This window comes from Spirosoma arboris, from assembly GCF_009754945.1.
Classification (GTDB): domain Bacteria; phylum Bacteroidota; class Bacteroidia; order Cytophagales; family Spirosomataceae; genus Spirosoma; species Spirosoma arboris.
Window position 1 is genome coordinate 152,290 of sequence record NZ_WPIN01000013.1, and the last position, 12,402, is coordinate 164,691.

The window sequence follows — 12,402 nt, forward strand, 5'->3', positions numbered from 1 at the left end:
TATTGCGGTAATCAAACTTCTTTTTGCGTCAATCCGGTTGGCAAACTACGACTAATTTTGTCTCAATTTAAACTAATTCTAAATAAGAACGACAAAATTCATGTCAATACCTATACAACGAACAGTACTTTTTCTTAAAAGGGCAGTATTGTTTTTTATGATTTTATCCGGAGTAAGTGCAGTTGCTCAGACTGGACGAGGAACGATTCGGGGAACGGTGACGACGGCCGACAGTAAGCCAGCCGCTTTTGTGACAATTTTGATTAAGGGAACTAATCGAGGAAGCCTGACTGATGAAACGGGCCAGTTTACGATCAAAAATGTGCCGACTGGCCCACAGAGTCTGCTTATTTTCCTGATCGGTTACCAGCCTGAAGAGCACACCCTCCAAGTGCAGGCGGGAGAGATCGTAGCTGCCAATGTACAACTGGCGGAGACGGCTCAGCAGCTAGATGAAATTGTGGTGTCTGGCTTGGCCACCAACCGATTTGCCCAGAAAGAAACCGACTATATCGCCCGGATGCCACTTAAGAACCTGGAAAACCCCCAGGTATATACAGTTATTCCCAAAGAGCTACTGAAAGAACAGGTGGCGGTTAGTATTAATAATGCGCTTAGCAATGCCACAGGGGCGGCTCCGGTAACCTATCCTGCCGGTGGATTTGGGATTACGTCACGAGGTTTTTCGACCGGTATTAATGCGCGTAACGGCCTGGAAACCGCAGCTTCCCGTTCATCGGTCGATATTGGCAATGTCGAACGAATTGAAGTCATTAAAGGCCCATCAGGTACGCTGTTTGGTTCGTCAATTTCTTCGTTTGGCGGTGTTGTCAATCTGGTTACGAAAAAGCCCTTCGAAACGGCTCAGACCGAAGTGGGCTACACGTTTGGTAGCTACGGCCTCAACCGATTTACAGTGGATGTGAATACGCCGGTGAATGCCGAAAAGACAGCGTTATTCAGGATCAATGCGGCTGTAAATCGGCAGAATAGTTTTCTCAACTACGGCTATAACAATACTTTGCTGATTGCCCCTAGTTTCTCGTATAAAGTGAGTGATCGGTTGACGGTACTAGCCGATGCCGAATATTTAGGTGTCAACCAGACCCGGTCGACATATACGCGAGTGACGGCCGCTTCAGGGATCGATAATCCGGCTGCCATTCCGTTGGATTACCGTAAATCCTTATATCTCGACGATGCCAATGCCATTACAACGGCCAGTAAATTTTTCTTACAAGCCAACTACAAGCTTTCCAGCAGTTGGACATCGTCAACGCTATTTTCGTTCGTTAGTGAGAATGCCAAACAAAGTTACCAGTACTACCCGACCTGGATTTCGCCGACGAGCGTTGCCCGGAATATCCTGATCTATGGACCTATTTATAACAACTATACCAATCTTCAGCAGAATTTCACGGGAACGCTGACCACAGGCCCTATCGACCACAAGATCCTGTTGGGGGTAAACTATCGGTTCTATAACGGTGAATTTAATTATGCTTCCAGCGGTAGTCGGTTCGTGGATACGGTGAACGTAACGAAAACGTTTACGGCGCTTAACAAAGCGAAAATCGATCAGTTTATGCTGACCTATGGCAGTGTCATTCCCTTCGGCGTGTCTGATCAGTCAACATATAGTGTCTATGGGAGCGACGTACTGACCTTTTCTGATCGGTTATCAGCAATGCTCAGTCTGCGTCTTGATCGATACGACTACAAAGGTGTGTCAGGCACGGATGCGTACGGACAAACGTCGCTGGCACCAAAGCTGGGACTTGTTTATCAACTGGTTAAAGATCAGGTGTCGATCTTTGGAAACTACATGAGTGGTTTTCAGAACAGTGCTCCTGTTAATCAGCCCGATGGTAGTTTACTAGTATTAAGGCCTATTTACGCCAATCAGTCCGAAGGTGGCATAAAAGCCGAAGCCTTTGGGCGCAAGCTGAACCTGTCGTTAAGTTACTACTATATTGCTATCAAGAATGCCACCCGCACCGATGCCAAAAGCTTCACCTATCAGGATGGCGAACAGGTCAGCAAGGGGTTCGAAGTTGAATTAATCGCTAACCCTGTCCGAGGATTGAATTTGGTACTAGGGTATGCTTATAATGATAACCGAATTGTGAAAGCCAGTGACGCGTCTATATCGGGCAACAAAGCCGCCAATGCCCCTACAAACGTATTTAATGGCTGGCTGAGCTACAAATTTCAGGGAAAAGTGCTGAAAGGCCTCGGGCTTGGGTTCGGTGGCAACTATGTAGACAAAAACTTCCTGACCACCGCCAATACGTATTATTTACCTGCTTATACGGCGCTCAACGGAACGCTCTTCTACGAGCAGCCCCGCTGGCGCTTTGGCCTCAAGCTGAACAATCTGGGCGATCAATGCTACTGGGACCTCTACGGATCGCCCCAGGCCCCTCGTAACCTGGCGGCTAATCTGACGGTACGTTTCTAACCCAGAAGATTCGCTTTATAAAGGTGTTACAAGAGTCTACGACGGATTGCAGTCAGGCAATCCGTCGTCCTTTTTTCGCTAATTATCTATCTTATGAGTAAGAAAAAACGAAGCTTATTTCGGCGTGTGAACGAATGGCTGCATTTATGGCTGGGATTGACATCCGGCCTTGTTGTTTTTGTGGTGTGTTTTTGCGCCTGTTTGTGGGTGTTTCGCTACGAAGTCTGGTATTTTACGGAGACCTACCAGCGGGTGGAGCCGCAGCAGAAGCCTTTTCTGGCCCCATCGGTTTTGATGAAGAAGGCCCAGGATTTTGCACAAAAAACCGAAGGAAAGCCGGTTACACTGACGGGTATTACCTATGGAAGAACGGATAAATCAGCTTTTGTCAGTTATCAACCATCGAAAGAGGCTTATTATGCGATCTATCTAAATCCATATACGGGCGAAATCATTCACCGTAAAACAGGGCCATCAACCGCTGAAGCGTTTTTTATTTTTGCCCGAAGTGGCCACCGGTTCTTCTTTCTGCCTCCAGCTATCGGTAGCCCCATTGTCGGCAGCGCCTGTATCATTTTCGTCATTCTAATGATTACCGGACTTATTTGGTGGTATCCCCAGAAATGGACAAAATCAACGCGAGCCAAAAGTTTCACCATCAAATGGGGGGCTACCTGGAAGCGTATTAATCTGGACCTACATAACGTATTAGGGTTCTATGCACTACTAGTTTGCATGGCGTTAACCATTTCAGGCATTGTGTATAGCTTCCATTGGTTTGATAAATCCTATCACTGGTTGCTTACGGGGAATACCCAGTCCAACGCACATGGTGATGAGATGCCTCCACCCCATTCAGATACAACGCTGACAGCACGTGTTTACGCTAATCCGGAAGATAGAATCTGGCAGGAAGTTGGTGGTCAACACCCGGATGAGGTAGGCAAAGTAAGTATTTCTTTTCCCAAGACGCTGAGCGATCCTTATGAAGTACTTATCAACCCGGAAGACCCCAACATTTATAAAATGTATCACCGCTTTTTTGATCGGAACAGTCTGGCTGAATTGCCTTCCGAGGAATCACGACGTTACGAAGATGCTTCCACGGGTGAAAAAATATATCGACTGAATTTTGATATTCATGTGGGTCAAATTGGGGGATTATCCACCCGAATTTTAGCGTTCTTTGTTAGTTTAATCGGGGCAAGCCTCCCGATTACTGGCTTTATCATCTGGTGGAATCGCGGAAAAAAATCAAGCCGAAGATCGGGCTCAATCCCTGACACGTCAACTGCCCTGGGAATGAGCTAATCATCTACTCTGGGTTCAATGATTTCCATGCTAATGTATATCTTCTAGTCGCTCTGCATACTACAAGGCGACTTGCTGCTATATCTCTATCCGTCAGATACTCTTCCACATTTGGTAAACTATGTCTTGTCCTGATTGGTATCGGAGGTTTTTCTGAACGGTTTTGATCACTAATCATGGGGAGTTCAGTTAATGATGATAACTGCCCTTTTTATGAACGATCAAAAATGAACTACTCTATACAAATCAACTTACATAAGATACATCCTAAAGCCTACTCGTAATATGGCCTTTGGTACAGCGGAAAGTATATTGGGCATTTTTTTACCAGAGACAACTCTAATTAATCTGAACGTATTGTCCGATAAATAGAACATCTCTAATAGTTAGATCGTATTTAGCAAGCTCACATCGTAAAAATAGGCTATATAGCGTTATTACTAAGTCAGCTTATTCAGCTAAATAAAGGCTGTTTAATGTTAGCCAGCACTGATACAAGCCCCGCGGTACATGGAAACACCCTTTCCATTTCCCGCCTTTTAACGGTAAAAGCACATCGCCCTGACGGTTCAGATAGCCATACCATTCGCCATTAATCGGATCGGGAAAATGCGCCCAGGTATAGGCATGTACGCGTTCAAACCAGGTCCAGCATACCTGATTCCCCGTTTTCTGATAGCCTTTCAGCAACGTGACGAGCGTTTCAACATGCACCCACCACAGCTTCTGGTCCCATTCCAATTGCTGGGGCGGATGTCCCTGACTATCCATAAAATAAAAGAGACCACCGTATTGAGTATCCCAGGCGTAGTCCAGTGTGTCGAGCGTAATGCGAACGGCCTTTTCGAGCAGCGCCCGGTCATTTCGCCGGGTGGCCAGGTCCATAATGAACCACATCGCTTCGATAGCATGACCGGGGTTCAACAATCGACCTTCATAACTGTCCGAGAACTGACCATCGGGCGTAACGTTTTCCCGAATGAGTCCGGATTCCGGATCGTAGAAAACGTCCATCACTTCATGAATGCATTCGTCAATGGTTTGTTCCACCAACTGACGATCGAGCAGGTGTTCAATTTCCAGTGAAAGGTTGCACAGAATCATGGGCAGCGCGAAATTCTTGAGCGGCCGCGTGCCCGCAATCGCTTTGTTCCACTGTCCTTTCGGGTTATCGCGACGACGTAGAATCTGCTCAAACGTCAATTTGGCGATCTGGGCGTATTCGTCATTAACCGTAGCTAAGGATAACTGCCCGAACGCCATCGTCGCGAAACAATCCGAAAAAATATTATAGGGCTGTACCAGCGGACGACCGTCGCGGGTCAGTGAAAAATACCAGCTTCCGTCGTCGGCGCGCCCATATTTTTTTAGAAAATCGGCTCCATGCTGAGCCGCCTTCAGCCAGTCACTACGTTGCTCAACTTTGTTGTACAGCATCGAGAAGGTCCAGACCTGCCGCGCCTGAAGCCAGATGAATTTATCAGTGTCGTAAACATTGCCCTGCTGGTCGAGACAAGTGAAAAATCCGCCATCCTGCTGATCAATAGAATGGATCTGCCAGAATGGAATGACATCATTCAGCAACGCGTCACGGTAAAGTTGCGTGTAAGTTTGGGTTATAATCATGTCAAAGATCCGTTAATTAATCAGCCAGTCGTAGCGAAAGCGAGCGTAGGAGATTTTGGTGTATTTGTCTTTTTCGTAGAGCACGCCAATGGTGGAGTCCTGCTGAATGACCAGATCTGAGTAGGCGGACGAGCCCGCGTAAATAGATTTTCCCGCCGACCAGCTTTTGCCCTCATCTTTGCTTACCCGAATTGTTAAATTCGTGCGACTGGTCTGGCTATTGGCATTCGAAAATAGAAGTACTTTCTGACCGCTACGTGGCTGATAATCGATCATACTCCCCTGGCAAACAGGGTCAGGTAAATCGTTGGCGACTACCGCCGGCTCCCAGCTTTCGCCCCCGTTCACGGATGCTGCCAGCAACCTGTTTTTGACATCGCCCGACTGGTTGCGGGCATTCAGCAACAGACCCCCGCTGGCCATTTCAGCAGCTGTACTTTCATTGCCACCTGGATAGGGTATGGTGGGCGATAGTTTCCAGGTTTTTCCATGATCATCCGAATAAAATCCGTGCGCCCGGTAATCGCGAAACTGCGGTTGTGGCTGACCTTCGGAGTGATTGGCCGCCACAAAAATTCGTCCTTTGTACCGACCTTTCTGCAGTTGCAGCGCGTGACCGGGCGTGTTGGCATATGAGCGCCAATCTTCGGTAAACGCATACTTCGGGTTCATGTCCGGTTTATTGGGCCGGGATACCTGGGTCGTAATGTTTATGGGTTCCGACCAGCTTTGACCGCCGTCTGCACTGGTTTTATACCAAACCTCCCGAACGGCCAATCCTTTTCGAACATCAGCTTCAGAAGCAGTGCCTGTATTATACAATAAAAATAGTCGGCCAGCGGGAAAGCGAGGGTCGGTTAAATCGAACACGGGCGCAGCGTTACCGGCTTGCATCATGCCAAAATCAACAACTGCCTGAATTGGGCTCCATGATTGCCCCTTGTCGTTACTGGTTCGCAGGACGATATCGACATCGCCAAAATCCCCGCAATCGGTTCGGCGCCCTTCGGCAAACGCCAGCAGCGTTCCATTCGGCGCTTTTACAATAGCCGGTATCCGGTAGCAGAGATAGCCCCCTTCGCCATTTTGAAAGACCGTCGTTTCCTGAACGGCCTGATTTACCGAATCAGCAGCCAGAGCGCCCTGTTTCGGTACGTTGGGTTGGCAAGTTGCAAGGCCAACTGCCAATAGAAATGAATACAACATACCTGCGTCAGAATAACCGTTGAAAATGATTCTCGAAGTGGTTACGCATCGCATTTCGAAGGGCTTCGGGCGTGCCATGCTGGATAACGTCGACAATGCCCCGGTGCGAGACAAACTTTTTCTGTTGTACCTGCTTTTTCAGGATGCCGCTTTCGTGTACGTACTTGAAAATGGGCAGCAGCATCCGCTGAAACCGCCGTAGCGTTTCGTTGCCGGTAATGTCGTACAACTTACCGTGGAAGCGGATTTCCTGCTCCGAGTCGAAAATCATGTCTTCGGTATTGATGGGTTCATTAGCGACAATTGCGTAGAGTTCGTCGATGTCATTCTGGGTCACCCGTTCGAAAATCAGATCGCCCATCCCGATCTCCATAACCATGCGTAACTCGAAAATATCGCGCAGGGTGGCGTTGTCCAGAATGCCGGGATACAGTGTTTTTTCAATTAGCGACAGCAGATCCGGATTGGTGATCACCGTTCCGCGCTTTTTCTTGGTATCGAGCATTCCCCGCATCCGCAACCGTAATAAAGCTTCGCGCAGCACCGTCCGGCTGACACCCAATTGGGCCGCTAATTCGATCTCCTTTGGAATCACATCCCCCGCTTTAAACTGCTTGTCGTTGAAAAATTCGAGCAGGTCGGTCTCCACTTTGTCGACCAGTGTTGCATTCTCATTCAACTTAAAATCATTCTGGCTATGTACGTACTCCATGTATTATGTATAATATAAAAAGTCAGTTTCTTCGATTATGTATGACAATATTCGGGAATCTATGGGGTAAAAAAAAATATTTCCTCATTTTTTGACTTTTATGTATAACATAATACCTTTGTCAAGTCATACTTATTCCTTAGTCTACTGAAAACTATGTCAATACGTTCTATTTATCCTTACAAATGCAGTCGATATGTATTACATATTGTTTGCTGGCTGGTCGCCTTTAGTGCCTGGGCTCAGCCGACTCCGCTCTCCGGCACGGTTCGAGATGCCCGCACTAACGAGACGCTGCCGGGCGTAAACATTACCATTAAAGGAACGACCCGCGGGACGGTAACCAATCAGGATGGTCAGTTCACGCTACCCGTTCGCAAAGGCGACATTATAGTGGCCTCGCTCATCAGCATGAGCACGCAGGAAGTCGTGATCGATAACCAGGCAGCTCTCGACATCAAGCTGGCTGAAAGTGCCAAAAGTCTGGACGAAGTGGTGGTGGTCGGCTACGGTCAGCAGAGCCGAAAAACGCTAACCGGGTCCGTGTCGACCATCGATCAGACGGTTTTTAAATCCGTACCACGAACCAACGTGGGCACCGCCCTGCAGGGAACAGCCCCAGGTTTGCGCGTGCAGCAAACAACGGGTCAGCCCGGCTCGACACCAACAATTGTTTTCCGAGGAGGCACTGACTTTAACGGTTCTGGTTCGCCACTAGTCGTGCTTGATGGCGTTATTGTTCCCTCTCTCTTTGGTATCAATATGGAAGATGTGGAGAGCATTGACCTGCTCAAGGATGCGGCATCGGCGGCTATTTACGGAGCGAGGGCCTCGAACGGGGTAATCCTGGTGACGACCAAAAAAGGCAAGAAAGGCCGCACGTCCGTGACCTATAGCTACAAACGAGCCAACAATTATATCCGGCGAAATCCACTCCAGTATATGAGTGCGGAAGACTATATCGTCTGGAACCGACGAGGCTTGGCTAGTCGATTTGCCGCAGCACAGGCTGATAACAACACCGCCGAAATGAACAACGCCCGAAACCAGTTAACGGGTGCCTGGGGCTGGGGCGTCAATTCGGGCTGGACAGCACCCGATGGAAAATACTCGACCCAACTGGTGTCAAACAGCAACCGGAATCTGCTCACTGACCCACAGTATCATTTATTGCTCGATAAAAATCCGTTCAACGCCAACCTGACGGACAGTCTGTTGTACCGCTCTATTTCGCAACGCCAACTGGAAGACCTGATTCTGCAACAAGGCACGCTCAATGAGCATTACCTGAACGTATCGGGCGGTAACGATCAGGGTAATTTTTCGCTGGGTGTGGGCAGTATCAGCGACGTGGGAACCCTGATCGGTTCGTCACTGAGCCGGATGAACATGAATTTCAACGGTGGCTTAAACGTCGGCAAAAATTTGGTCGTGAACCTGAATATGTCAGGCTACAGTGCAAAAACGACACCGTCGTACCTGTCTGCCGATGGCGGAGGGGGCGTTGGGGGCGGGATCGTTCAGCGGTTTACGGGCATTGCCCCCACCGTTCGATTAACGAATGACTTAACTGGCGCTGAGCTTCCCGGCGTTGATGGCAGTACGCTCGGTAACCCGACGTATTTCCGGGATAAATTTTACAACCAAACCCTCGAACAACGCTATTCAGGCGGCCTGAATCTGGAATATACTATCCTGCCGGGGTTGAAAGCGCTGGCGTCGGCGTCAGGATTTTATCGGTACACCACAAACGACAGTTTTACCAAAGCGTACATCAACGGAACCGGTGGTGCGTTGGTCAACACACGCAATGCTTCCTTTACGAACCAGCGGGCCAGTCAGTATACGTACAATGCGTTCCTTCAGTATACCAAAGATGTTGGCAAGCATACGGTATCGGCTTTAGCAGGCGGGGAGTTTTTTGAATCCCGGGTGTATGATTATGGGGCGACGGCCAACCTGGCCGCTACCGATTTTATTCCCTGGTTATCGGCCTCAATAGCCGCGGTAGGCGTGCCAACCTCTTCATTTTCAAGCTGGCAACGGCTGGCCTCGGTCATTGGGCGATTTAATTACACCTTCGCCAATACGTACCTGCTGAACATCAATATGCGGTACGATGGCACCTCGAAGCTCATCACGAATCAGTATGGTTTCTTCCCCGGCGTTTCATTAGGCTGGAACATGCACTATGCAGATTTCTTCGCCAATTCGTTCCTCCGACGCTACGTGTCCACGCTCAAACCGCGGATCAGTTTTGGCGAAAACGGCAGCATCAACCCACTCAACAGCGCGGGTCAGCCGTTGATTGGCGATTACGCAACAATTCCGCAGTATGGCAGCGTTGGTACGTATAACGGACAGCCTGGTTTTGCGGTCGGTGGTATTACGAACACCAACCTCAAATGGGAGCGGGCCAATACGCTCAATTTCGGTCTGGATGTGGGTCTGCTGAACAACCGCGTCACCGTGATTGCCGATTACTTCATCCGCAACGTGTACGATAAGATTACGTCACTGACCATACCGGCCTGGAATGGCTATAATTCATACGTAACCAACCTGGGTCAACTTCAGAACCGGGGCATTGAGCTGGAAATCAGAGCAAATGTGTTGAAGCCTTCGAGCGCCAACGGGGTATCCTGGACCGTCAGTGCCAACGTATTCCATGTGAAGAACTTTGCCAAAAAGCTTCCCAATAATGGCCTGGACCTGAATCGGCAGGGCGCTGTTCAGATTTTTGATCCCGGCCAGAACAAACTAGTGTGGGTAGGCGGTTTGCAGGAAGGCAAACGCGTTGGACTGGACGAAATTTATGCGCCGATCTATGACGGTATCTATACATCGCAGGCCCAACTGGATGAGCGCGCCAACCTCTGGAACTCGTATCTGCCCTATACGAATAAGCGAATTAAATTGCTGGGCGATGCCCGCTGGCGGGATACCGACAAAAACGATACGCTGGACTACCGCGATAATGTCTACGTCGGTCGCACGACGCCAACGATCCAAGGCGGGTTTTCGTCGAACCTGTCCTGGAAAGGCTTTAATCTGTATGGTCAATTCGATTATTCGCTGGGCTTTATCATCGCCAATCAGTCGTACCTGCGGGGCATGTCGCAGGTACAGGGCTCGCAGAATGGGCCAATTGACGTAACGAATACCTGGTCACCCGAGAATCCGACGGGTACGTTGCCCCGCTATTACTGGGCCAACTACGGCCGGAACTACTTCACCGATGCCGGTGGCAGTACGACTCCACCCGCCAATTTCTGGCAAAAGGGCGATTACTTAGCGATGCGCGAAGTAACGCTAAGCTACGATATGCCCGCTAAGTTGCTCGAACGGGTAGCCCGTAATCGGGTCAAGAGTCTTCGGGTATTCCTGACGGGCTCAAACCTGGTGTATTTCACGGGCTATAACGGGACGTTCCCCGAAGTGGGTGGCAACGATGTGGGTCGCTTCCCGTTGCCCCGAACCGCCACATTGGGGGCCACGATCAGTCTTTAATCTCCAAGCCGAACATCATGAAAACGTACAAACTAACGATTGCATTCGTCGGCTGTCTGGTTGCCAGTTCCGGCCTGTTTTCCTGCCAGGATCAACTTCGGGAAGTCATTCCCCAAACCTCACTCAACCAGAGCCTGGTCTTATCGGATGCCAACGCGGCCCTGACCCTGTATACGGGTGTCTATTCTTCCTTCCGAACGTATCACAGTACGTTATTCACGCTGGGGGAGATGCGTTCCGATATCTGGGCGGATGGTCTCTTTACCGAATCGGAGGATACGGGACTAAAACAATACTGGTCGCATAACATCAGTGCCACGAATGTGCCCATCGACAACTGGGGGGGGCTCTACAACCTGATCGACCGCATCAATACGGTTATTAAACTGTTTCCGGCGGCACCCCTCGACGAAGCCAAACGGAAAACCTGCCTCGCCGAAATGTACGGCATGCGGGCTTACGTGTACTATACACTCCTGCAAACCTGGGGAGGTGTTCCCATCAGCACAGACCCCGTTACGTCCGTGGATAATCTGACTGATTTGTACAAAGCCCGGTCAACACCCGACGAGGTGATGAAACTGATCAAAAGCGATCTGGAGCAGTCGCTGACGCTTTTCGCGGGTAACAATGCGTTTGCGACCAAGCGCGTCAACTGGAGTCGGGCGGCTACGCTGACCCTGAAAGGCGATGTATTTATCTGGTCGGGTACGCACATGGGTGGTGGAAACGCCGATTTCACGACGGCTAAATCGGCGTTGGACGAGGTAAAAGCGTTGCCAACGCTGGGGCTACAGGGTACGTTTGCCGACATCTTTGACCCGACCAAAAAGAGTAATAACAAGGAGATCATTTTTGCCATTAACTATGAGAAAAATGAAGCGACCCAGGGCGTGTATGGTAATTTTCTGGTGAACACAACGCAGGCTGGTACGTTGTTTTTCGATCCGGTTCCGGGCCCGGCCGTAGCGGTGAATGCAACCTATCCCCTCGTGAGTGGAGCCAGCCGGGTGGGCATGTCCAGCGCCACCCTAACCAAACTAAGTAACGCCAAAGATCAGCGCATCCGCCCTTCTTTTCGCGTGATGTACCGCAATACCGCGGGCTTTCCCATTGCCGGTGTCATGCTGACAAAATTCATTGGCCGGGTTGATTCGGGTATACAGCTTTACGACAATGACTTTCCCATTTATCGCTACGCCGATGTGTTGCTGTTGCTGTCCGAAGCGAATACGAAATTGGGCAACGATCCATCTGCCGACATCAATGCCATTCGGGCACGAGCCTATGGGACAGGCTTTACCGTATACACCAATGGAAGTCAGGAAGCCAACATGAATGCAATTCTGGATGAATACCTGCGGGAGTTTATTGGGGAAGGGAAGCGTTGGTGGGCCTTGCGCCGGGCAGGGAATGCGTATGTATTCGCGGCCGTAAACCCTGTTTATCTGCCCGCCACGCAGGTTTATAAACTGCTTCTACCCATTTCCATTTCCATGCTTAACACCGATCCGAAACTAGTTCAGACGCCTGGGTACTAAATCAAGTAAAGGTCTTTGTGTTGTTTGCCAGTAGA

General features: G+C 49.5%; 7 protein-coding genes. 4 read left to right on the plus strand and 3 right to left on the minus strand.

Annotated features, from left to right (window positions below; translation table 11 throughout):
* The first annotated feature begins 157 nt into the window (after positions 1-157).
* Together GO755_RS28300 and GO755_RS28305 are read left to right on the plus strand one after the other, a co-directional pair.
* Complete coding sequence (locus tag GO755_RS28300) at positions 158-2,461, plus strand: TonB-dependent receptor (RefSeq protein WP_227687117.1); 2,304 nt, start codon at positions 158-160, stop codon at positions 2,459-2,461.
* 93 nt (positions 2,462-2,554) lie between these two features.
* Positions 2,555-3,772 carry a PepSY-associated TM helix domain-containing protein gene (locus GO755_RS28305; protein ID WP_157588680.1) on the plus strand — a complete coding sequence of 406 codons (1,218 nt, stop codon included), beginning with the start codon at positions 2,555-2,557 and terminating at the stop codon, positions 3,770-3,772.
* A 450-nt stretch (positions 3,773-4,222) separates the two neighbouring features.
* Here the strand turns inward: GO755_RS28305 and GO755_RS28310 are convergent, their stop codons facing one another.
* The 3 genes from GO755_RS28310 to GO755_RS28320 are packed head-to-tail and all read right to left on the minus strand — an operon-like array spanning position 4,223 to position 7,316.
* A complete protein-coding gene (locus tag GO755_RS28310; RefSeq protein ID WP_157588681.1) occupies positions 4,223-5,398 on the minus strand; it encodes an AGE family epimerase/isomerase in 1,176 nt (391 codons plus the stop codon).
* Between the two features lie 12 nt (positions 5,399-5,410).
* The gene (locus GO755_RS28315; RefSeq protein ID WP_157588682.1) at positions 5,411-6,604 is read right to left on the minus strand and encodes a sialidase family protein; all 1,194 of its coding nucleotides are present in this window, start codon (positions 6,602-6,604) and stop codon (positions 5,411-5,413) included.
* 7 nt (positions 6,605-6,611) lie between these two features.
* Positions 6,612-7,316 (minus strand): FadR/GntR family transcriptional regulator, encoded by a 705-nt coding sequence (locus GO755_RS28320; RefSeq protein ID WP_157588683.1) that lies wholly within the window; start codon positions 7,314-7,316, stop codon positions 6,612-6,614.
* A 156-nt stretch (positions 7,317-7,472) separates the two neighbouring features.
* Here GO755_RS28320 and GO755_RS28325 point away from each other — a divergent pair, with 156 nt between their 5' ends.
* Together GO755_RS28325 and GO755_RS28330 are read left to right on the plus strand one after the other, a co-directional pair.
* Positions 7,473-10,826 carry a SusC/RagA family TonB-linked outer membrane protein gene (locus GO755_RS28325; RefSeq protein WP_157588684.1) on the plus strand — a complete coding sequence of 1,118 codons (3,354 nt, stop codon included), beginning with the start codon at positions 7,473-7,475 and terminating at the stop codon, positions 10,824-10,826.
* Between the two features lie 17 nt (positions 10,827-10,843).
* Complete coding sequence (locus GO755_RS28330; RefSeq protein ID WP_157588685.1) at positions 10,844-12,367, plus strand: RagB/SusD family nutrient uptake outer membrane protein; 1,524 nt, start codon at positions 10,844-10,846, stop codon at positions 12,365-12,367.
* The last annotated feature ends 35 nt before the right edge of the window (positions 12,368-12,402 follow it).

Bases quoted from the DNA above. Each gene is read 5' to 3' on its own strand.
- GO755_RS28320 (WP_157588683.1), bottom strand. From the start codon at position 7,316: ATGGAGTACGTACATAGCCAGAATGATTTTAAGTTGAATGAGAATGCA.
- GO755_RS28310 (WP_157588681.1), bottom strand. From the start codon at position 5,398: ATGATTATAACCCAAACTTACACGCAACTTTACCGTGACGCGTTGCTG.
- GO755_RS28315 (WP_157588682.1), bottom strand. From the start codon at position 6,604: ATGTTGTATTCATTTCTATTGGCAGTTGGCCTTGCAACTTGCCAACCC.
- GO755_RS28305 (WP_157588680.1), top strand. From the start codon at position 2,555: ATGAGTAAGAAAAAACGAAGCTTATTTCGGCGTGTGAACGAATGGCTG.
- GO755_RS28300 (WP_227687117.1), top strand. From the start codon at position 158: ATGATTTTATCCGGAGTAAGTGCAGTTGCTCAGACTGGACGAGGAACG.
- GO755_RS28330 (WP_157588685.1), top strand. From the start codon at position 10,844: ATGAAAACGTACAAACTAACGATTGCATTCGTCGGCTGTCTGGTTGCC.
- GO755_RS28325 (WP_157588684.1), top strand. From the start codon at position 7,473: ATGTCAATACGTTCTATTTATCCTTACAAATGCAGTCGATATGTATTA.